Here is a 20,124-nt window from a genome sequence, read left to right as displayed (position 1 = left end):
ATCGCCCGGCTTGACCAACGACCAACCTCGAACAGGTGTCAGCCATGTCTCCGGACTAAATACTTCGCGGTGATGACGGCTGGCGATGGAGTCGCCGCCCTACGCCGTCTGCAACTGCGGCGGCCCGCTCGGCCGGATCAGAGCAAATGCGACCTGGATGATGCCGCCGGCCAAGCCCAGCGCGACGCCGATCCGCCACGCCATGGTATAGGAGCCGAGCGCGTCGTAGAGCACCCCGCCCCCGAAAGCGCCGAGGAAGCTGCCGACCTGGTGGCTCATGAAGGCGAGGCCCTGGATCATCGCCTGCCACTTCAGGCCGAACATCTCGGCGACTGCGCCCGCGACCAGCGGGCCTACGCCCATCCACAGAAAGCCCATGATGGCGCCGAACAGCAGCGTGGTCGCCGGCGTCGGCGGCAGCGTGAAGTACCAGGCGAGCGCGATCGAGCGGAAGATGTAGATGCCGCCAAGCAGCGCCAGCTTGTTCCAGCGCTGCCCGGCCCAGCCGAAGAAGATGCTGCCGAGCACATTGAAGCCGCCGATCATGCCGAGCGTCTGCGCGCTCAGCATCGGGTCCATGCCGCAGATCGCCAGATAGGACGGCAGGTGCGTGGTGAGGAAGACGAGCTGCATGCCGCAGACGAAATAGGCGCCGGTCATCACCACGAAGGAGGCGTTGGAGAACGCGATCCTGGTCGCGACGCCGGCCGAAGAGTTGCCGATTTCGTCATCCGCCGGCTTGGGCAGCGGGATATTGTCCACCCTGCCCGCGTACCAGGCGGCCGGAATCATCAGGAGCGACAGCACCACAAAGCCTATCAGGCCGACACGCCAACCGTACCCTTCATTGAGCATCTGCCCGATCGGCGCCGACAGCAGCGCGCCGAGCGACCCCGCACCCGACACCAGGCCGAGCACCGTCGAGCGCACCGACGCAGGCACCGCGCGGGCCGCTACCGACATCGCGATCGCCGCAGCGGTACAGGCCAGCGAGGTGCCGATCAACACACCGCCGCCGATCATGACGCTGAGAAAGCCATTCGCGCCTGCCATCAAGGCAAGGCCGGCAACATAGAGCAGCGCGCCCGCCACCATGATGGCGCGGAAGCCGTAGCGCACCGTCAACGCACCGGCGAGCGGCTGCAAAAATCCCCAGGCGAGATTTTGCACCGCGAGCGCCAGCGTGAAATCGGAGACCGAAATCCGGATGTCCTGCGTCAGCGGCTGCATGAACAGGCCGAGCGATTGCCGCAGGCCCATGCTGAGCGTGAGCATGATGGACGCGCCGATCAGGATGGGCAGTGTCGGACGCAGGATTTGCAGCAGGGCCATTGTTTTTGTTCTCGCTATCGGCCGCGATTCGAACGCCGCGTCCTGCAATTGACATCTGAAATAGGTACACAGACCTGTGTAACTAGGCTATAAGGGGGCTCTGCTGTCAAGCTAACGGTGACCCACGCATTCGCATGGCTACCCTGCCCGCCAAACCCGACATGAAGGACCGGATTCTCGAAACCGCGGATAGGCTGTTCTATCTGCAGGGAATTCGCGCGGTCGGCGTCGACACCATCGCGGCTGAAATCGGCATCAGCAAGCGCACGCTCTACAACCATTTCCCATCCAAGGACGCGCTGATCTCAGCCTATCTGGCGCGGCGTTTCGTGGCTCCGCGTCCATCAGACAAATCGCCGGTCGAGCAGATTCTCGGCACTTTCGATTCGCTGGAACGGCGCTTCTCGGCAAAAGATTTTCGTGGCTGTCCCTTCGTCAATGCGGTTGCCGAACTCGGCGAAGACCGGTCGGTCCGAAAGGTTGCTGTCGCCTTCAAGGAAAGCCGCCGCCTCTGGTTTCGCGACCTGCTCGCGCAGCTCGGCGTCGCAGAGGCAGAAGCGCTTGCGACACAGCTTGCTTTGCTCGTCGACGGCTCGATCGCGCAGGATCTCGTCCGCAACGATCCCGCGATGGCGCGGGCGGCCAGGGAAGCGGCGATAGTGCTGTTGAAGAATGCGGGGGTGAAGGTTGGTGCGGCTGATCGGCAGAACAAACATACGGCAAAGAAACGGCGGTCAAGGTCGGCTTCTTGAGGCACTCTCCGCTGTCGTCCCTGCGAAAGCAGGGACCCATACGCCGTGGCCTTTCAGTCAGGCGATGTGGTAGTTACCTTCTTCGCAACTAGCGCCGGTGGTTATGGGTCCCTGCTTTCGCAGGGACGACAAGCAGCGCGAAGCTGTGAAACAGGGGAGCGAGCATGGAAGATCTGAAAGTCACCGCTAACGGTTACGACTTCAAACCGGCGCAGGCGGCGATGCAGCGGTATGTCGACAACAACCTGCTATCAGGCATTTCCTGGGCGGTCATGATCGGACGCGACCTCGTCGATGTAAACTGCGTCGGCTGGGCCGACAAGGAAGCACAGACGCCGCTGCGCACCGATCACATCTTTCGCGTCTTTTCCAACACCAAGCTGGTCACCTCCTGCGCCGCGCTGCTGCTGTTCGAGGAAGGCAAACTCAAGCTCGACGATCCGATCGAAAAATTTATTCCGCAGCTTGGAAATCGGAAAGTCCTGCGCCCGGGTGCAACGTCACTTGATGACACCGAGCCGGCGAAGCGCTCGATCACCATCCGTCAGCTCCTGAGCCACAGCTCCGGTCTGAGCTACGGCTTTTTCGATCCGGGCACGACCATCTTCAAGGCCCTCAACGACCGCGGCGTCCACAATCCCATGACGACGCTGGCTGACATGGTGGACGTGCTGGCCGGCTTGCCGCTGATCTATCATCCCGGCACATCGTGGGAATACTCGCTCGCCACGGACGTCGTGTCGCGGCTGGTCGAGGTCATCAGCGGCCAGAGTTTTGATAGATTCATCCAGGCGCGCATCCTCGATCCGCTCGGCATGGTCGACACCGGCTTCCTGGTGCCGGAAAAGGATCAGGCACGGCTCGTTGCGTACTACGCCGGCGCCGACCTGATGGAGCCGATGAAGCCGGGATTGACCCGAACCGACAAGGCGCCCTTTCCCGGCGCTTATCTGCGCCCGATCGCGAGGCTCAGTGGCGGCGGCGGACTGGTTTCAACGCTGCCCGACATGGTCGCATTGATCCGAAGCCTGCTGCCGGGCGGCCCGACCCTGCTCAAGCCGGAGACGATCGCGCAGATGATGACGAACCAGTTGCCTGAGGGACAGTGGATCCGCTTTGCCTTGATGGGCGAACAGCCCGGCAAGGCGTATAGCCTCGCCGGCGGATTGATCCTCAAGCCTTCGGCGTTCGATCACCCCGATGCGTCAGGTGAACTCTACTGGGGCGGTGTCGCCGGCACCCAATGGTGGATCTCGCCAAAGCGCAACATGGCCGGCGTGATGATGGCGCAGCGCCAGATGTCGTTCGTTCATCCGTTCTCGTTCGAGTTCAAACGGCTGGCGTATGAGGCGGTGAAGCAGGACGCTACGGTGATTGCCTGAGGCGACCACTGATCCATCGTCGTCCCTGCGAACGCAGGGACCCATACCGCGTGATCTTTCAATAGAGCAGAGTGGCCGACGCTGTTCGCAAAACATCCGCCGGTGGCTATGGGTCCCTGCGTTTGCAGGGACGACCGTGGTGAGTCACGCCGCCGTCGAGACCACCCTGTTGCGCCCGTCGTGCTTGGCGCGATAGAGCGCGATGTCGGCGCGCTTGAGCACGTCGGCGACAGGCTCGTCCTTGTGGTCCAGCGTCGCCAGCCCGATCGAGATCGTGACGTCGATGCGCTTGGTGCCCTTGTTGACGGCAAAAGTTTCGCCGGCGATCGAGCGGCGCAGGCGCTCGGCGACCATGCCGGCGACCTGGATATCGGTTTCCGGCATCACGATGACGAACTCCTCGCCGCCGTAGCGGCAGGCGAGATCGATGCCGCGGATCGACTTGCGGATGCGCACCGCGAACTCGCGCAGCACGTCGTCGCCGGCGTCGTGGCCGTAGGTGTCGTTGATGGATTTGAAGAAGTCGATATCGAGGATCATCAGCGCGAGCGGCCTGCCTCGGCTCGAGGCCTGCTCGACAAGCGTCGAGAGATGGCTTTCCATGTAGCGGCGGTTATGCAGGCCGGTCAGCGCGTCAGTGATCGCCATTTCGATCGAATTCTGCACATTGTCGCGCAGATGATCGGTATAGCGCCGCTTGCGGATCTGGGTGCGCGCCCGCGCCAGCAGTTCGTTCTTGTCGACCGGGCGCAACAGATAGTCGTTGACGCCGATTTCGAGCCCGCGGAGCAGCCGCGCATTGTTGTCGGCGTCGGAGATGGCGAGGATCGGCAACTGGCGGGTGCGCTCCAGCGAGCGCGCCTGGCTGCACAGCCGCAGGCCGTCGTAATTTTCCAGGCTGAGCGAAACGATCAGCAAATCGTAATTGCCATCGGCGGCGTGAAACAGCGCTTCCGCCGGATTGATTTCGACGTCGACGGTGTGCTCGGCGGAAAGGATCGGCGCCAGCCGCTCGTAGGACGACGGCCGGTCGTCGACCAAAAGGACCCGCCCGCCGACGCCCTTGTCGGCGATCGCGCTGCGCTCGGGCGCCTCCATGCCGATCTCAAGCGAGGTGATGGCGCGCATGCGCAGCTCATCCGTCATCATCTTCAGCCGCGTCAGGGACCGAACGCGCGCGATCAGAACCACGTCGGACACCGGCTTGGTGAGAAAATCGTCGGCGCCGGCTTCCAGCCCGCGAACGCGATCAGACGGGCTGTCCAACGCCGTGACGATGACCACCGGAATGAAATGCGTGGCCGGGTTGGATTTCAGCCGACGGCAGACCTCGAAACCGTCCATGTCGGGCATCATGACGTCGAGCAGGATGATGTCGCATTCGGAGTGGGCGCAGATGTCGAGCGCCTCGGCGCCGTTCGAAGCCGTCAGCACGTCGAAATATTCGGCCGACAGGCGGGCTTCCAGCAGCTTGACGTTCGCTGGGACGTCATCGACGACGAGGATACGCGCAGACATCGAAACTCACTCCTACCCGATAAAGCGCCGCACGGTTTCAATAAACTTGCCGACGGAAATTGGCTTGGACAAATACGCCTCGCAGCCGCCCTCGCGGATGCGCTCTTCGTCGCCCTTCATCGCAAAGGCAGTGACGGCAACCACCGGAATGGCGCGCAACTCCGGATCGTCCTTGATCCAGCGCGTCACTTCGAGGCCCGACACTTGCGGAAGCTGGATATCCATCAGGATCAGATCAGGACGCAGCTTGCGGACGAGATCGAGCGCCTCGAAACCGTTGCTGGTCCCCGAGGTCTGATAGCCATGCGCCTCCAACAGGTCGCGAAAGAGCTTCATGTTGAGCTCGTTGTCCTCCACGATCAGGACGGTTTTTGCCATCCCGTCCCTCCCCTCATCTTCAGGAAACAAGTCCGGCCTTTCAGTACTTCAGCACCGCCGCCGGGCTTGTCGAAAAGTGAATTCAAACTAGCGCCAAGTTCGCTCTAACCAGTTAAATCGATGCGCCAAGTTTTACGAAGCGGTCCATTATTGAACACACAGCGTAGACTCGGGCATGATGGTTCCAAATTAGAGACCATAAGTTAACGGAAAGGCAAACCCATCTATTGAAAAAGACTGTTCACAACCCCCTCGAAGTAGCTGAAATCGTTGCAGTTCAGGCGCTGAGTTTCATTGCCGGCGATCCGGAAAGGCTCGGCCTGTTCCTGGCCGAAAGCGGCATCGGTCCGGAGACGCTGCGAACGGCTGCGGCCGACCCGCAATTTCTGGCGTCTGTGCTCGATTTCGTGATGCGCGACGACGCGACCGTGAAGGCGTTTGCGAGCGCCTCGCAAGTGCATCCGACCAATATCGCCGCCGCCCGCCAGGTGCTCGGTGACCCGGACTGGGAGCGCGACGTGCCGTGACCGCGCCCGCGGCATCCTCTGACGGTCCGCGCGCTTTCTGCCGGGATTGTCTCGGCGACCTCGATATCAAGGCCAGGCGTTGCGGCGAATGCGGTTCCCCGCGCCTTGTCCGCCATCACGCCCTGCCTTCGCTGACGCTGGCACATATCGATTGCGACGCCTTCTACGCCACGGTGGAGAAGCGCGACAATCCGGAACTTGCCGACAAGCCCGTGATCATCGGCGGCGGCAAACGTGGCGTGGTCTCGGCCGCCTGCTACGTCTCGCGAACCTATGGCGTACGCTCGGCGATGCCGATGTTCAAGGCGCTGGCGCTTTGCCCCCAGGCAATCGTGATCCCGCCCGACATCTCGAAATATGTCCGCGTCGGCCGCGAGGTACGCCACGCCATGCAGACGCTGACGCCGCTGGTGGAACCGCTGTCGATCGACGAGGCTTTCCTGGATCTTGCCGGCACGCAGCGCGTTCACGGCATGATCCCGGCAAAGGTGCTGGCGCGCTTTGCCCGCGACGTCGAACGCGACATCGGGATCACGGTTTCCGTCGGCCTGTCCTGCAACAAGTTCCTTGCCAAGATCGCCTCCGATCTCGACAAGCCGCGCGGCTTTGCCGCGCTCGATCAGGTCGAGGCCCGCGCAATGCTCGCGGACAAGCCGGTCGGCTTCATCTACGGCGTCGGCCCCGCGACCCAGGAAAAGCTCGTGCAGCGGGGTTTTCGCACCATTGCGGACCTGCAACGCGCCGACGAGGTCGAGTTGATGAAGCAATTCGGCGGCGAAGGCCGCAGGCTGTGGCGGCTGGCACGCGGCATCGACGACCGCACCGTGGTGCCGGACCGCGGCGCCAAGACGATTTCGAGCGAGACCACGTTCGAAACCGACATCAGGGATTTCGCCACGCTGGAACGGCTGTTGTGGCGGCTGTCGGAGAAAGTGTCGTCACGGCTGAAGAACGGCAATCTCGCAGGCTGCACCATCACGCTGAAGCTCAAGACCACCGATTTCAGGCAGCGCACCCGCTCGCAATCGATTCAGGCGCCAACCCAGCTCGCCGCGAAGATTTTTGCGGTGTCACGCGAAATGCTGTCGAAGGAAATCGACGGCACCGCCTTCCGCCTGATGGGCACCGGCGTCAGCGCGCTGCGCGAGGAATCGCAAGGAGACGACACCGACATGCTCGACCGCCGTTCGGCCCACGCCGAGCGCGCGATGGATAACTTACGGAAGAAGTTCGGCAATGCCGCCGTGATCAGGGGCATCGCGTACAAGGGACCGGCGAAGGAAGAGGACGAGGAGGAGTAGACCGCCGACCTCGCCCGTCATTGCGAGCGCAAGCGAAGCAATCCACCTCGCCGCCCGGGGATTGATGGATTGCTTCGTCGCTATCGCTCCTCGCAATGACGAAGACGCCGCAACGTCAATCGACGACGGCCACTGCCTCAATCTCGATCAACCATTCAGGGGCCGCAAGCGCCGTTACACCGACGAGCGTGCTCGCCGGCGGTTCCATGCCTTCAAAGAACGCCGAGCGCGCCTTGCCGATAATGGGACGGAGCTCCGGCTTATAGCCGACGACGAAAGTAGTGATCTTCACGATATTGGAATAATTCGCGCCGGCTGCTTTCAGCGCCAGGCCAATATTGTGCATCACTTGTGTCGTCTGCACGGCCAGATCACCCTCGCCGACCACCCGTCCCTCCTCGTCGACGGACACCTGTCCCGCGATATAGATCGTGCGCGCGCCCGAGGCGACGACGACGTGGGAATAAGCCGGATTATGGTGAAGGCCGCTTGGCCGAAGTTGTTCGAGCTTGCTCATTTTTGCGCCTCCCTGACCTGCATGATTGGGCCAAGCGTATCCGGGTCCGGCGCTCTCGACCAGACTGGTTTTCGCAGAATGCTCAGCGCGTCCTGGCCGTCAGAGCATCTTGCCGACAACCTCGGTCATGTCCGCCGCCGAGAAGGCACGCAACGACTCGGTGCGAACATTGCCCAGGGCGCCAAGATTCAAGCTAAGCGCCATGGCGGAAAGTTCATCCGGCGCATCGAGGATTGTCACAACATCATACCGTCCCTGTGTCCAGAACAGCTCCTTGACGGTGACCCCGAAGGTTTCGGCCATTTTCTTGAAAGCCTCTGCCCGCTTCGGCGAGTCCTTCGCGGTGCGGATTCCCTGGTCGGTGAAGCTTCCAAGCACAACATAGGTTACCATTGTGGCTCTCCCCGGTCGGCGGATTTAGCCGCACTTTCTAACCGATTGCTCAGGGGCGTCGATAGATCAGCGCTCTTGACCGTTCGGGCAGCATCACGCGATCGGCTTGTACCGGCAACGACCCAGGTCACGACCAAAGTCACGTTGCTTCGTTCCGGCGTCCGGGCAGATGGCCGAGCAAATCCATCGGCAGCGGAAAGACCACGGTCGAGGAGCGCTCGCCGGCAATGTCGTGCAGCGCCGCAAAGTAGCGCAACTGCATCGCCTGCGGCTCCCGCGCAAGCGTTCGGCCGGCCTCGACTAGCTTCTCGGCGGCTTGCTGCTCGCCCATCGCATTGATCACTTTGGCGCGTCGCAACCGCTCCGCCTCGGCCTGCTTGGCAATCGCGCGCACCATGGTTTCGTTGAGATCGATATCCTTGATCTCGATGGTGGTAACCTTGATGCCCCAGACGTCGGTCTGCTGATCGAGAATTTCCTGAATGTCGGAATTAAGCCTGTCCCGCTCGGCGAGCATCTCGTCCAGTTCGTGCTTGCCGAGCACCGAGCGCAGCGTGGTCTGCGCCAGTTGGCTGGTTGCGGCCATGAAATCGCCGACCTTGATGATGGCGCGCTCGGCATCGACGATACGGAAGTAGAGAACGGCGTTGACCTTGACCGGGACGTTGTCGCGCGAAATTACGTCCTGGGGTGGCACTACCTGTACCATCACCCTGAGGTCGGCCTTCACCATCTGCTGCACAACTGGGATCAGGATGATGAGTCCCGGGCCCTTCACCCCAGTGAAGCGGCCGAGCGTGAAGATGACGCCGCGCTCGTATTCCCGCAGGATACGAATGGCGGAGGCTAAAAATAGGATTACGATTACCGCAAGCGACGCATAGGTCAGATATTCAAGCATCATGACGTACCTCCTTGCCGATCAGCGTCGGTCGGCGCCGCACCACCAGCGTCAAATCTATGATGTTGGCCACCTCGACCACCTCTCCCGGCTTGAAGGTTTCAGCGCCGCGCGCTTGCCAGCGTTCACCCTGCGCGAAGACGTGGCCCTCGTTCTCAGACCAGTCGATGACCTCTGCAGATAGGCCACGCATGGCTTGTGCACCGACCCGTACCGGACCCTTGCCGGCGCGTCGAAGCGATCTGAGTACGACGAGAACAAGACCAATAAACATTGCCGCCGTGATGCCGACGACCGGCCATGACACCCGGTAGCCCGGCGCTTCTACGTCGAAGAGCATGATCGCTCCGAGCACAAAGGCGATGATGCCGCCGAGGCCGATAACCACGGTCGGGTTGAAGACTTCGATGGTCAGAAGCACGATCCCGACCACCATCAAGGCGAGGCCGGCGTAGTTTATCGGGAGCAGGTTGAGGGCATAGAGGCCAAGCAGCAGGCAGATCGTGCCTACAATCCCGGGGGCGACCGCGCCGGGCGAAGTGAATTCGAAAATCAGGCCGTAGACGCCGACGAGGAGCAAAATCAGCGCAACATTGGGATTGGTGATGACCGCCAGGAATCGTGAGATCCATCCTGGATCGACCGCTTCGAGGACAGCATCTTTCGTCGCCAAATGTCGGGTATCGCCACCCGCAGCCTCGACCGCGCGACCATCGATCTGCCTGAGCAGTTCGGCCTGATCACGTGCAACGAGATCGATGACATTCGCCTGCAATGCTGCATTGGCCGAAAGGCTGGCGGCCTCCCGCACCGCCTTCTCCGCCCAATCGGCATTTCGGCCACGCAACTCGGCAAGACTGCGGATCAAGGCGACGGCGTCGTTCGTCGCCTTCGCCGTCATGGAATCCCTGGTCTTCGGCTGCTGGTCGCCGTCCTTCTTGTCTTTATCCTTGTCGCCCTTGTCAGGGCTAGCGTCCGGCAAACCTGGCAGCGGGCCGCCAATCTGCACCGGCGTCGCCGCTCCGAGATTGGTGCCCGGCGCCATGGCCGCGATATGCGTGGCGTAAAGGAGATAGGTCCCTGCGCTGGCCGCATGGGCTCCGGAGGGCGCGACGTAACCGACCACGGGAACGCGCGACGCCAGCACGTCTGCGATAATCTCGCGCATGCTGGTTGCGAGACCGCCCGGTGTGTTCATGCGCAGAACGACAACCTCGGCACGTCGTTCGCTTGCCTTGGTCAGCGCATCTTTCACGTAGCGGGCCGTTGCCGGCCCGATCGCTCCGTCGACCGAGATGGTCAGCGCAAGCTTGCTGTTGTTCTCCCCTGCTGAGGCAGCAACGGGAGAAACAGCCATAACTACGGCTGCAGCGGCCGCAACAAGAGTCGCCTGTACAGTCTGCACAGCGAGGACTCCCTTATCGAAATGATATGGGATATCCTCGCCGAATCTCAATATAGGCCGAATTGGCGATCCGCAGCATTTCCCGGTCAAGTCAGGACGCTTGCTGGGCTTGGACCGTTCGTATCTCAGCCACCGTCTCACGAAAACTGCTCGAGATCCGATTTCAGTGCTACCAGGAAGCGAGCGGCTTCACCGCCCGTTACGACGCGATGGTCAAAGGTGAGCGACAACGGCAGCACGCGCCTCACCGCCGGCTGGCCCCGATACGCGACAACCCCTTGGGTAATACGACCGGCGCCTATGATCGCCACTTGCGGCGGCACCACGATCAGGCTGGCGAAGCGGCCTCCGATCATCCCGAAATTCGACAGCGTAATCGTGGCGCCGCGCAACTCTCCCGGAGGTATCGAGCGCGCGACCGCGTCCGCCCGCATCCGGTCAAGCCCGGCTCGCAAGTCCGATATGTCCCGCTCAGCGACATTGCGCAACACGGGAACAATAAGGCCACCCCCGGTGTCGACGGCGATGCCGAGATCGATACGGTCGATCAGACGCCGTTCACCGGCGCCGGAATTGTACCAGGCATTGAGCGAAGGCTCTGCCTTGCAGGCAACAGCGATCGCGCGCACCAACCGGATTGTCACGTCCTCGCCGGTCCGCCAATCGTCGATATCGGCCTCATCGGTGACGCCGGCCGGGACGATCTCGGCATGCGCCGCCGTCATGCGCTGCGCCATCGCACGCCGCAAACCGCGCAGGGGCTCGGCAGGCCCGGTATGGGACAAAGTCTTGGCAGCTCGTTCCACATCCGCACGCGAGATGAAGCCGCCGGGTCCCGTGGCTTCGACAAGCTCGAGATCGACGTCGAGCTTGCGCGCGAGCGCACGCACCGCCGGAAACACCTGAGCTTTCTGTCCAGCCGCCGGCCCGGAAGGTGCCGCTGCCGCCGGCGGCTGCTCGCTGGTGCCGAGTTCGCCGACAATTGTACCGGTGTCTTGCTCGGGACCTTCGGCAAACTCGACGAGCGGCGCGCCTACCTTCACCACATCTCCCTTGACGCCAAACAGATGCAGGATGCGTCCGCTCGACGGTGACGGCACCTCGACGACGGCCTTGTCAGTTTCGACGGAAACCAGCGGCTGATCGGTGACGACGTGATCACCTTCGTTGACATACCAGTTCACGATCTCCGCCTCTTCGAGACCCTCTCCCAGATCCGGCAATACGAACTGACGCATGAGATAAGTCCGCTGAACATCAACTGAACTGGCAGGCCTTTCGCGCGGCCGTGACGATACGACCGACCGACGGCATCATGTGCTGCTCGAGCCGGGCCATCGGAATCACCGTATCGTAGCCGGTGATGCGGGCTACAGGTGCGAGCAGAGAGGTCAGGCTGCGTTCGGCGATCAGCGCGGCGATCTCGGCTCCGAATCCGCCGGTGCGTGTCGCCTCGTGCACAATGACGCAACGCCCGGTTTTTGCCACCGAACCGAGCACCGTGACTTCATCGTAAGGCTTGAGCGTGGCGAGATCGACGACCTCGGCTGTGATACCCTCGACGGCGAGCGCGTCGGCAGCCGCCATGGTTTCCTTCAGCATCGCCCCCCAGCTAATCAGCGTGACGTCGCGGCCTTCCCGCAGGACAAAGGCGACATCCAGCGGCAAGGCTTCGCCGTTGTCTTCCACCTCGCCTTTCGCCGCGCGGTAGATGCGGGTCGGCTCCAGAAACACCACCGGATCGGGATCGCGGATCGCGGCGAGGAGCAGTCCGTATGCGCGTTCCGGCGACGAAGGAATGACAACGCGCAAGCCGGGGATATGGGCGAGCATCGCCTCGGTGCTTTCGGAATGATGCTCGGGCGCGCGGATGCCGGCGCCATGCGGCGTGCGCAGAACCATGGGACAAGTGAGCCGTCCCTGGCTGCGGTTGCGGATTCGGGAAGCGTGATTCACCAGTTGATCGATGCAGGGATACAGAAATCCCATAAACTGGATCTCGCCGATGGGCTTCAACCCCTGCGCCGCCATGCCGACACAGAGTCCGCTGATCAGGAGTTCGGCAAGCGGCGTATCGAGGACGCGCTCCGACCCGAAACGCGTTTGCAGCCCGGCGGTCGCGCGGAAGACGCCGCCATTAATGCCGACATCCTCGCCAAGCACGATCACATCAGGATCATCCTCCATTGCGCGGGCGAGCGCCAGATTGATGGCTTCGACCAACGTCATCTCAGACATCGCCCTCTCCCGCGAGTTCGCGGCGCTGCGCGGCATAGACCTCGGGCAGTTCGGCATAAAGGTGATCGAACATGGTTTCGGGTCGGCGCGGCTCTGTTGCCAGGTAGCGCTCGACCGCTGCCTCGACGCGCTCATGGCACTCCGCGGCAAGCCGTTCCTCCTCCGCCTTGCTCCACATTTTTTGGCCGACGAGAAAGGCTCTCAACCGTGCAATCGGCTCTTCCCTCCAGCGCGCCTGAACTTCTGCCTCCTGACGATAGCGTGATGCGTCGTCAGAGGTTGTGTGATCGCCGAGCCGGTAGGCAAGCGCCTCGATAAAGCGCGGCCCTTGGCCGTCGCGGGCCGCGGCAACGGCTTCTTCAGCCGCGGCGCGCACCGCCACCACGTCGCTCCCGTCCACCTGCTCACCGATGAACCCGGCGGCGATGGCCTTCTGCGCCAGGGTTTCGCAACCGGTCTGCAGCCGCAAGGGTACGGATATGGCCCATTGATTGTTGGTGGCGACGAACACGACCGGCAATTTGTGCACACCGGCAAAATTCATCGCTTCGTAGACATCGCCCTTCGAGGTGGCGCCGTCGCCGAACAGGCATACGGCGACGCGCGGCTCTTTACGCAGCTTGAAGGCATAGCCAACCCCAGCGGCATGCGGCGCCTGCGATCCCACCGGAACGCAAAATGGAAAATCCTCGACCGGTCCGGAGAAGTGATTGCCCCGCTCATCGCCGCCCCAGAACAACAGAATCTCTTCCGGATTGACGCCGCGCCAGAGCAGCGCACCGTTATCCCGATAGGAGGGCAGCAGGACGTCTTCGCTCCGCATCGCGCTGGCGATGCCAACGGACACCGCCTCCTGGCCGAGCGAAACGGCATAGGTCCCAAGCCGTCCGGTGCGTTGCAGTGCAACAGCCTTTCGATCAAAGCTGCGAAGCAACACCATCGCTCGATAGAGCGAGACCAGCAAATTTGCATCGGAGGCGAACGCGGGGAGCGGCCTGTTTATCGAGCCGTCTGGCGCGAGGTAATTGCGGTGGCGCACCTCAAAGCGCGCGACCACCGGCAGCCCTCCGTCTGCCATTTTCTTACTGGCCACGTCATCGCTCCTGGAGCGATTGTGCCTCCCATGTTGGTAATTGGTGCTCGACCAGAACAATACAAGATGGTGCACCCAAACAGCCGTTGCTGCACCGCGGCTTTGTGGGGATCGGCCACTACCACCGTGGAAGCGACATCACGTCAGTGGTATACGGAAACATGGCAAATGGTCAGGTCGTCCTCGTAACAACCGAACCGTTGGGAGGCGGTTCACCCGTTCGCTCGGTCTACTATGTGGCTGAGCAGGATCCGGCAAAGGCCGAGGCAATTATCGCCGCAATGATGGCCCCGAACGAAAGGGTCGAAGCTTGGGGACCGCTTCCGGAGCCAGCCGTCAAAGCGCTCGGATTGAAGCCCGGCGACTTCACGCACGGATGACATCAAGCGAACGTTGAAGACGCGCGGGCGCAGTCTCCGGGGTGCCGACCGGCGGGACGGTGCGCTTACTTACACGGCTTGGAATCCCTGACATCGAAGCGGCCCATCGCGCCCGAGATCACGAAATCATTGTAGTCGAGCACCAGCGCGCGGGAGACGCCGTTCTCGAACAGCTCGAATGACATCGCGTAAACCGGTGTCTGCTCGCCATCTTTCGCCTTGGCGTCGCGGTCGTAATAGCTCACGGTCACGGGCCAGCGGGTCAGCGTCTTCATCTGGTCGTTGGCGGTCGAGGGATCGGGCGATGCGATGCTGCGCGTGCCCGGGATCGGCTGCCCGATCACTGACAGCGTATTGTAGACCTTCTCGCCATTGTCGGAGCCGTCATAGACCATCAGCTCCAGCACCGATTTGCCCTCGCGGGCGGCGGCGATGATGTGCTTGATCTGCTCGGTCGGGAACACGATCTTGCCGTCGAGCTCGAACGTCTTCGCAACCGGCTGCTTCAGCTTGACCGTGATGCGGTCGCCGGCCCGCTCCGCCACGCCGTCGATCGGCGCGGAGTCGGCATCGTTCATGCGGGTGTCGATCTTGAAGCGATAGCTCTTGCCGGAAGCGTCTTCCCAGGAGCGCGAGCGAAGGTCGCTCAGTGTCAGCTTGCCCTCGCCGCTGTCGAGCTCGGACACCTGGCGGAATTCGGACGTGTAGCCCTCGCAGGCGCTGCCTGAGAAATTGTAGAGGATGCGGCCGCGTGCGCCTGATATCGCGTTGGTCCCGCGCGACTTGACCAGTTTCAGTTCATACAGCGCCTGGTGAGCGAGAAACGGCCCGCTTGCGCCTGCCAGCGCTGGTCCGCCTGCGAAGCCGGATATCAAGGTCGCGGCAACCGAGAGCGCCAAAGCGCGGACCGGAATCGGGAACGAGCTAGCCATGTCCAGTTTTTTCCTCAAGGGAGATTCGATTACATTAGTGACGGCTCCATTGCGTCGCAACTAGGGCCGCGCCACAAAAACGCAAGAATTAGCGGCCGAAGCGCCCCGCTTTTCGGCATTTTCCGGCGGGATTTCGCTTCGATCGCGAGCGCGGGACACAGATCGACCGTCGCTTGCAACGAGCGGCGCGATGCGCGAAACAATGCGGCCTGATCGCGGGTCAGTTCAATCAAATCAAGCGGGGACAAAAACATGGCGGGTACAGTCGAACAGAAGCTGGCGGCACAAGGCATCGTTCTGAACGAGCCCCGCACCCCCATGGCGAACTACGTCGGCTTCGTGCGTAGCGGCAACCTGCTGTTCGTCTCCGGCCAGGTGTGCGCCAATGCGGAAGGCAAGCTGATCGCCAAGGGCAAGTTGGGTGCCGGCGTCACCATCGAACAGGGCTACGCCGCGGCGCAGGGCTGTGGCGTCAACCTGCTGGCCCAGGTCAAGGCCGCGCTCGGCGATCTCGACAAGGTTGTACGCGTCGTCAGGCTCGGCGGCTTCATCAATTCCGCGCCCGACTTCCTCGACGGGCCCAAGGTGCTCAACGGCGCCTCCGACCTGATGGTCACGGCGTTCGGCGACAAGGGCCGGCATGCCCGCACCACCGTCGGCGTCGCCTCCCTGCCCTCGGATGCCGCCGTCGAGGTGGACGCCGTCTTCGAGGTGTCCTGAGCGGGACCGTTCCGATGCGTGCTCCGGACTGGCTGACGGCACGGCCGGTCGCCCACCGCGGCCTGCATGATATTTCGCGCGGCATTGTCGAGAATATGCCGGCCGCCGCGCAGGCCGCCGTCGACGGCAATTTCGCCATCGAATGCGACATCCAGCTTTCGTTGGATGGCGAAGCAATGGTGCATCATGACAACGCGCTCGGCCGCCTCACCGAGGGTTCCGGCGCGCTGCTCGGCAAGACCGCGGCCGAACTCAAGGCTGTCAGCTTCAAGAACACGCCGGAGCGGATGATGACGCTCGGCGATCTCTGTTCGCTCGTCGCCGGCCGCGTACCGCTGGTGATCGAGGTCAAAAGCCATTTCGGCGGTGATCGCCGGCTGGTGAAACGGATGGCGGAGGTGCTCGCCTCGTATGACGGCCCTGCGGTCGGCATGTCATTCGACCCGGACCAGGTGGTGGCGCTGCGCGAACTGATCCCCGGCCGCGCCCGCGGCATCGTGGCGGAGCGCGAATATACCGCCGAGGAATGGCCCGAAGCCTCGGTGGAACAGCGCCGAGGCATGACGCATCTCCGTCACGCCTTCTGGAGCCGGCCGCATTTCGTCGCCTATTGGGTGAACGAATTGCCCGCGGTCGCTCCCTGGATCGCCCGCAACGTCTTCGGCCTGCCGCTGCTCGCCTGGACCGTGCGCACGCCCGAGCAGCGCGCGCGTGCCGCGCGCTATGCCGACCAGATCATCTTCGAGGAGTTCCTGCCGGGAACCTGATGCGCGCACCGCCCACCTTGAACTCACCCGCCCGATGCACGATCTTTGCAGGGCGTTGGTCACATGGCGATGGCTGATCGCATGATGGGACCGGTTTGAATTTCTAGATGGCGTCATCCGAAATCACCCTCGAAGCCGTCCCCTCCGTCAGCGACATCAAGGCTGCGGATTGGGACGCCTGCGCCAATCCAAAGCCGAATCCGAACAGTCTCGAAAATCTCGACACGCTGGCTGCAACCGGGTCTCAAAGCGTTTCCTGTAAGCCCGTCTATAACCCATTCGTTTCTCATGCATTTTTCTCGGCCGCCGAAGCCTCCGGCTCGGCCTGCGCCCGCACCGGCTGGGGTGCGCGGCATCTCTTGGCGCGGCTCGGCGGCGACATCGTCGGGATCGTGCCCTGCTATCTGAAATCGCACTCCCAGGGCGAATATGTCTTCGACCGCGGCTGGGCGGATGCCTATGAACGCGCCGGCGGGCACTATTATCCGAAACTACAGGCCTCGGTGCCCTTCACCCCCGCGACTGGACCGCGGCTAATGATTCGCGACGGCGTCGACCGCGACCGCATAGGCTCGGCGCTCGCGAGCGGACTGATGGCGCTCTGCAACGCGACCGGCGCCTCTTCCGTGCATGTGACATTCGCCCGCGAGGCGGAAGCGAAACTCTTAGGCCGGCACGGCTTCCTGCAGCGGAACGACCAGCAGTTTCACTGGCACAATGAAGGCTACGGGACTTTCGACGACTTCCTGAACTCGCTGAACTCGCGCCACCGCAAGGCGATCAAGCGCGAGCGGCGCGAGGCCGTTGCCGCTGGTATCACCATCCACCATCTCACGGGAGCCGACATCACCGAGGACGCGTGGGATGCATTCTTCACGTTCTACATGGAGACCGGCTCGCGCAAATGGGGCCGGCCTTATCTCACCCGAAAATTCTTCTCGCTGATCGGCGAGAGCATGAGCCGCGACGTGCTGCTGGTAATGGCCAAGCGCAACGGCCGCTGGATCGCCGGCGCCATCAATTTCATCGGCTCGGATACACTATTCGGCCGCAACTGGGGTGCGATAGAGCATCACCCGTTCCTGCATTTCGAGGTCTGCTATTATCAGGCCATCGATTTTGCGATCCAGCGCGGCCTGAGGATCGTCGAGGCCGGCGCACAGGGCGAGCACAAGCTGGCCCGCGGCTACCTGCCGCAAACCACCTACTCCGCACACTTCATCGCCGATCCCGATTTGCGCCGCGCGATCGCGGACTACCTGAAGCGTGAGCGCGCCTATGTGGCGGAGGTCGGACGCGAATTGGCGGAAGCCGGACCGTTCCGCAAAGCAGCCGACGAGGCTTGACCTGTTCGATGAGCGACGTGAAATTGCGACCAAACCTCGAGGGAAGAACCATGCCCGCCTATGACGCCAACAACCCCTTCGCAAAAATCCTGCGCGGCGAGTTTCCCTGCCACAAGGTTTACGAGGACGAACACGTCTTGGCCTTCCTCGACATCATGCCGCGTTCGCCGGGCCACACCCTGGTGATCCCGAAGGTCCCTGCCCGCAACATCCTCGACATCGCGCCCGACGATTACGCCCATGTCGCGCGCGCCGCACACAAGATCGCCGCCGCCGCCATGAAGGTCTTCAATGCCGACGGCATCACCGTGCAGCAATTCAACGAGCCCGCAGGCGGGCAAGTCGTGTTTCACCTGCACATGCACGTCATGCCGCGCCACGACGGCGTCGCCCTGCTGCCGCCCGCGAGCCGCAAGGAAGACGTCAAGGTGCTGGAAGACAACGCGACCAAGCTGGCCGCGGCGCTATAGCGATTCCGTAGCCCGGATGGAGCGAAGCGCAATCCGGGGATTTGTGCGACGTTTGCGATATCGCTCCCGGATTTCGCTTCGCTCCATCCGGGCTACGCGTAACTACTCCGTCTCGAAATCGCCTGCCTGTGGCGGCGCCAGCGGCGTAAATTCGCAGCGGTCGGGCTTGACGTCGAGCAGCGGCGTTTCGTCGAGGCAGTCGAGGCCGCGCACCAGGATGACGTTGCCCTCGATCTTGACGAACTTCACGATCGAGGTGCCAATCGGATTCGGCCGCACCGGCGAGCGCAGCGAAAACGTGCCGCGGGTTTTCTGGTTGTTCTTCGGGCTTTGCAGCACCAAATCGCGGCGCGACTGATGCAGCCAGTAGATCACCTCGAGATTCTCGTAGAAGTCGATGCCCTTGATCGCGGGCACCCAGGGTTCGAAAATCTCGAGCCGGCAGACCGGGCCGTCTTGGCGGCCCTGCCGAGGCGTTTCCAGGCGCGACTTCCAGGGCGTGCGGATGCGGCCGATAAACACCAGCCCGGCGTCGCGGGCCGGCGGCATGTCGACGGTCAGTTCACCTTCGCGGATTTCACTTTCTCGAACCATATTCTAATCCAGTGAGATTCCTGTGCGCCGGACAGTAGCGGATTATCCGTCGCCTGCAATCAACCGAGCCACCATTTCCCGGCAAGCAGCACGATCTCGCCGCAGACCACACCGGCAAAGATCGAGCGTCGCGTCAGCATGAATACTGCAAAGCCGGCCGCGACCGCACCATAACGCAGCCAGTCCGGCACGCCGGCCAGCGCGCCCGGCGGCTGCACCAGGATTTGCGCGATGACGCCGGCGAGGATCGCGGTCGCCACCGCCCTCACCCACACCAGGACTTCGGAGCCCTCATCGACGCCGGCGCCGAACCAGAGTCCAGCCATGCGCCAGATCTCGTTGGGCAGAAAGCCCGCAAGGATCAAAACCAACAGCGCGTGCGGGCTGCCAAAAAACTCGCTCATGCGCGCGCCCTCTCCCGCCACCAGTGCGCGCCATAGGCAATGGTACCGGCGGTGACCCCGCTGACCAGGATATCGACGCCGGTATGCAGCATCGACACCAGCGGAAACAACGCCAGCCCCAGCACCAGCGCCAGCACATCCGATATCTGCCTGCAGTTGCGCGCCGTCGAAAGCAGGAACGCCAGCGGCGTCAGCAGCAGGATCGCCGCCGCAAACAGCGGCGGCAGCTTGGCGGCAAGTACGTAGCCAAGCGTAGTCGCGACCATGCAAACGGTGACAAGGCCACAGCCCAGCCCGTGCGTGAACGCTATGCGGCGCTCGCGCGGGACCTTCGGCAATAGCCGATAGCATTCGACCCACAGCGTGACCGCGATGAAATGCGTCACCAGCACGAGATGACGGCGCTTTGTCCGCGGCGTTTTCATCAGCGGCAGGACCGACACCACCATCGGAAACAGCCGGATCGCACTCACCGTCACCGCAATCGCCGCCTGCACCGCGGTCGCGCCGGAGCCCAGCGTCGAGATCAGGATGATCTGCGCCGGGCCTGCCCAGACCAACAACGTGCTTCCTAGCACCCAGCCCAGGCTGTAATGGCTGTCATGGGCCAGCGCACCGATGCCGAGATAGGTCGCAAACAGCACCAGCGTCAGCACCGTGGAGGCGACCGAGCTCACGCCCCATGCGAACGCGCGCAACGGGCTTTTCCATTGGGGGGAAGAGAGCGGAGGTAGCGCCACGGGTAACCGGGGATGAGGGTTAGAGTCGTCGGCA

22 protein-coding genes are annotated in these 20,124 nt (G+C 62.8%); 8 read left to right on the top strand and 14 right to left on the bottom strand.

What is annotated here, in order from left to right:
* Positions 1-99: 99 nt before the first annotated feature.
* Positions 100-1,332 (bottom strand): MFS transporter, encoded by a 1,233-nt coding sequence (locus tag GWE18_RS13035; protein ID WP_275186144.1) that lies wholly within the window; start codon positions 1,330-1,332, stop codon positions 100-102.
* Positions 1,333-1,493: 161 nt separating this feature from the next.
* On the opposite strand from GWE18_RS13035, the gene GWE18_RS13030 reads away from it, so the two are divergent.
* Together GWE18_RS13030 and GWE18_RS13025 are read left to right on the top strand one after the other, a co-directional pair.
* Positions 1,494-2,084, top strand: a complete 591-nt coding sequence (locus GWE18_RS13030; RefSeq protein WP_275186338.1) for a TetR/AcrR family transcriptional regulator — start codon at positions 1,494-1,496, stop codon at positions 2,082-2,084.
* A gap of 164 nt (positions 2,085-2,248) precedes the next feature.
* A complete protein-coding gene (locus GWE18_RS13025; protein ID WP_275186143.1) occupies positions 2,249-3,466 on the top strand; it encodes a serine hydrolase domain-containing protein in 1,218 nt (405 codons plus the stop codon).
* A gap of 144 nt (positions 3,467-3,610) precedes the next feature.
* Here the strand turns inward: GWE18_RS13025 and GWE18_RS13020 are convergent, their stop codons facing one another.
* Entirely contained in the window at positions 3,611-4,984 is a 1,374-nt protein-coding gene (locus GWE18_RS13020; protein ID WP_275186142.1) for a PleD family two-component system response regulator, read from the bottom strand.
* Between the two features lie 12 nt (positions 4,985-4,996).
* Complete coding sequence (locus tag GWE18_RS13015) at positions 4,997-5,362, bottom strand: response regulator (RefSeq protein ID WP_027538546.1); 366 nt, start codon at positions 5,360-5,362, stop codon at positions 4,997-4,999.
* 227 nt (positions 5,363-5,589) lie between these two features.
* On the opposite strand from GWE18_RS13015, the gene GWE18_RS13010 reads away from it, so the two are divergent.
* Positions 5,590-5,889, top strand: a complete 300-nt coding sequence (locus tag GWE18_RS13010; protein ID WP_275186141.1) for a DUF3572 domain-containing protein — start codon at positions 5,590-5,592, stop codon at positions 5,887-5,889.
* Positions 5,886-7,190, top strand: a complete 1,305-nt coding sequence (locus GWE18_RS13005; protein ID WP_275186140.1) for a DNA polymerase IV — start codon at positions 5,886-5,888, stop codon at positions 7,188-7,190. The genes GWE18_RS13010 and GWE18_RS13005 overlap by 4 nt, the downstream gene beginning before the upstream one ends.
* A gap of 115 nt (positions 7,191-7,305) precedes the next feature.
* Here the strand turns inward: GWE18_RS13005 and GWE18_RS13000 are convergent, their stop codons facing one another.
* The 8 genes from GWE18_RS13000 to GWE18_RS12965 form a co-directional block, all read right to left on the bottom strand.
* Complete coding sequence (locus tag GWE18_RS13000; RefSeq protein WP_275186139.1) at positions 7,306-7,707, bottom strand: RidA family protein; 402 nt, start codon at positions 7,705-7,707, stop codon at positions 7,306-7,308.
* A gap of 99 nt (positions 7,708-7,806) precedes the next feature.
* The gene (locus GWE18_RS12995) at positions 7,807-8,100 is read right to left on the bottom strand and encodes a GYD domain-containing protein (RefSeq protein WP_275186138.1); all 294 of its coding nucleotides are present in this window, start codon (positions 8,098-8,100) and stop codon (positions 7,807-7,809) included.
* Positions 8,101-8,239: 139 nt separating this feature from the next.
* Positions 8,240-9,004, bottom strand: coding sequence for a slipin family protein (locus tag GWE18_RS12990; RefSeq protein WP_275186137.1), 765 nt, complete (start codon positions 9,002-9,004; stop codon positions 8,240-8,242).
* Positions 8,994-10,406, bottom strand: a complete 1,413-nt coding sequence (locus GWE18_RS12985) for a nodulation protein NfeD (protein WP_275186136.1) — start codon at positions 10,404-10,406, stop codon at positions 8,994-8,996. The genes GWE18_RS12990 and GWE18_RS12985 overlap by 11 nt, the downstream gene beginning before the upstream one ends.
* 137 nt (positions 10,407-10,543) lie before the next feature.
* Complete coding sequence (locus GWE18_RS12980; protein WP_275186135.1) at positions 10,544-11,644, bottom strand: dihydrolipoamide acetyltransferase family protein; 1,101 nt, start codon at positions 11,642-11,644, stop codon at positions 10,544-10,546.
* Positions 11,645-11,663: 19 nt separating this feature from the next.
* A complete protein-coding gene (locus tag GWE18_RS12975; RefSeq protein WP_275186134.1) occupies positions 11,664-12,644 on the bottom strand; it encodes an alpha-ketoacid dehydrogenase subunit beta in 981 nt (326 codons plus the stop codon).
* Positions 12,637-13,797 (bottom strand): pyruvate dehydrogenase (acetyl-transferring) E1 component subunit alpha, encoded by a 1,161-nt coding sequence (pdhA, locus tag GWE18_RS12970; RefSeq protein WP_275186133.1) that lies wholly within the window; start codon positions 13,795-13,797, stop codon positions 12,637-12,639. Before pdhA ends, GWE18_RS12975 begins: the two co-directional genes overlap by 8 nt.
* A 385-nt stretch (positions 13,798-14,182) precedes the next feature.
* Complete coding sequence (locus GWE18_RS12965) at positions 14,183-15,049, bottom strand: cell envelope integrity EipB family protein (protein ID WP_275186132.1); 867 nt, start codon at positions 15,047-15,049, stop codon at positions 14,183-14,185.
* 252 nt (positions 15,050-15,301) lie between these two features.
* Here GWE18_RS12965 and GWE18_RS12960 point away from each other — a divergent pair, with 252 nt between their 5' ends.
* From GWE18_RS12960 to GWE18_RS12945, 4 genes are all read left to right on the top strand, one after another.
* Positions 15,302-15,769, top strand: a complete 468-nt coding sequence (locus GWE18_RS12960) for a RidA family protein (RefSeq protein WP_275186131.1) — start codon at positions 15,302-15,304, stop codon at positions 15,767-15,769.
* Between the two features lie 14 nt (positions 15,770-15,783).
* Entirely contained in the window at positions 15,784-16,536 is a 753-nt protein-coding gene (locus GWE18_RS12955; RefSeq protein WP_275186130.1) for a glycerophosphodiester phosphodiesterase family protein, read from the top strand.
* A 107-nt stretch (positions 16,537-16,643) separates the two neighbouring features.
* On the top strand, positions 16,644-17,882 hold the full coding sequence (locus tag GWE18_RS12950) for a GNAT family N-acetyltransferase (RefSeq protein ID WP_275186129.1): 1,239 nt from the start codon (positions 16,644-16,646) through the stop codon (positions 17,880-17,882).
* 50 nt (positions 17,883-17,932) lie between these two features.
* Positions 17,933-18,352, top strand: a complete 420-nt coding sequence (locus GWE18_RS12945; RefSeq protein ID WP_275186128.1) for an HIT family protein — start codon at positions 17,933-17,935, stop codon at positions 18,350-18,352.
* A 102-nt stretch (positions 18,353-18,454) separates the two neighbouring features.
* Here GWE18_RS12945 and tsaA read toward each other — a convergent pair whose 3' ends face one another.
* Genes tsaA through GWE18_RS12930 form a run of 3 tightly spaced genes read right to left on the bottom strand, consistent with a single transcriptional unit; the run spans position 18,455 to position 20,090 of the window.
* The gene (gene tsaA / locus GWE18_RS12940) at positions 18,455-18,946 is read right to left on the bottom strand and encodes a tRNA (N6-threonylcarbamoyladenosine(37)-N6)-methyltransferase TrmO (RefSeq protein ID WP_275186127.1); all 492 of its coding nucleotides are present in this window, start codon (positions 18,944-18,946) and stop codon (positions 18,455-18,457) included.
* 59 nt (positions 18,947-19,005) lie between these two features.
* On the bottom strand, positions 19,006-19,350 hold the full coding sequence (locus GWE18_RS12935; RefSeq protein WP_275186126.1) for an AzlD domain-containing protein: 345 nt from the start codon (positions 19,348-19,350) through the stop codon (positions 19,006-19,008).
* Positions 19,347-20,090, bottom strand: a complete 744-nt coding sequence (locus tag GWE18_RS12930) for an AzlC family ABC transporter permease (RefSeq protein ID WP_275186337.1) — start codon at positions 20,088-20,090, stop codon at positions 19,347-19,349. Before GWE18_RS12930 ends, GWE18_RS12935 begins: the two co-directional genes overlap by 4 nt.
* Positions 20,091-20,124: the final 34 nt, after the last annotated feature.

It is taken from the genome of Bradyrhizobium sp. CSA112 (assembly GCF_029051645.1).
Classification (GTDB): domain Bacteria; phylum Pseudomonadota; class Alphaproteobacteria; order Rhizobiales; family Xanthobacteraceae; genus Bradyrhizobium.
This window is presented reverse-complemented; position numbering and strand designations above follow the sequence as displayed.

Excerpts from the sequence above, each read along its gene's own strand:
- GWE18_RS13035 (WP_275186144.1), bottom strand. The coding sequence starts at position 1,332 with ATGGCCCTGCTGCAAATCCTGCGTCCGACACTGCCCATCCTGATCGGC.
- GWE18_RS12955 (WP_275186130.1), top strand. The coding sequence starts at position 15,784 with ATGCGTGCTCCGGACTGGCTGACGGCACGGCCGGTCGCCCACCGCGGC.
- GWE18_RS12945 (WP_275186128.1), top strand. The coding sequence starts at position 17,933 with ATGCCCGCCTATGACGCCAACAACCCCTTCGCAAAAATCCTGCGCGGC.
- GWE18_RS13015 (WP_027538546.1), bottom strand. The coding sequence starts at position 5,362 with ATGGCAAAAACCGTCCTGATCGTGGAGGACAACGAGCTCAACATGAAG.
- GWE18_RS12960 (WP_275186131.1), top strand. The coding sequence starts at position 15,302 with ATGGCGGGTACAGTCGAACAGAAGCTGGCGGCACAAGGCATCGTTCTG.
- GWE18_RS12990 (WP_275186137.1), bottom strand. The coding sequence starts at position 9,004 with ATGATGCTTGAATATCTGACCTATGCGTCGCTTGCGGTAATCGTAATC.
- tsaA (WP_275186127.1), bottom strand. The coding sequence starts at position 18,946 with ATGGTTCGAGAAAGTGAAATCCGCGAAGGTGAACTGACCGTCGACATG.
- GWE18_RS12980 (WP_275186135.1), bottom strand. The coding sequence starts at position 11,644 with ATGCGTCAGTTCGTATTGCCGGATCTGGGAGAGGGTCTCGAAGAGGCG.
- GWE18_RS13025 (WP_275186143.1), top strand. The coding sequence starts at position 2,249 with ATGGAAGATCTGAAAGTCACCGCTAACGGTTACGACTTCAAACCGGCG.
- GWE18_RS12935 (WP_275186126.1), bottom strand. The coding sequence starts at position 19,350 with ATGAGCGAGTTTTTTGGCAGCCCGCACGCGCTGTTGGTTTTGATCCTT.
- GWE18_RS12965 (WP_275186132.1), bottom strand. The coding sequence starts at position 15,049 with ATGGCTAGCTCGTTCCCGATTCCGGTCCGCGCTTTGGCGCTCTCGGTT.
- GWE18_RS13000 (WP_275186139.1), bottom strand. The coding sequence starts at position 7,707 with ATGAGCAAGCTCGAACAACTTCGGCCAAGCGGCCTTCACCATAATCCG.
- GWE18_RS13030 (WP_275186338.1), top strand. The coding sequence starts at position 1,494 with ATGAAGGACCGGATTCTCGAAACCGCGGATAGGCTGTTCTATCTGCAG.
- GWE18_RS13020 (WP_275186142.1), bottom strand. The coding sequence starts at position 4,984 with ATGTCTGCGCGTATCCTCGTCGTCGATGACGTCCCAGCGAACGTCAAG.
- GWE18_RS12950 (WP_275186129.1), top strand. The coding sequence starts at position 16,644 with ATGGCGTCATCCGAAATCACCCTCGAAGCCGTCCCCTCCGTCAGCGAC.
- GWE18_RS12995 (WP_275186138.1), bottom strand. The coding sequence starts at position 8,100 with ATGGTAACCTATGTTGTGCTTGGAAGCTTCACCGACCAGGGAATCCGC.
- GWE18_RS12975 (WP_275186134.1), bottom strand. The coding sequence starts at position 12,644 with ATGTCTGAGATGACGTTGGTCGAAGCCATCAATCTGGCGCTCGCCCGC.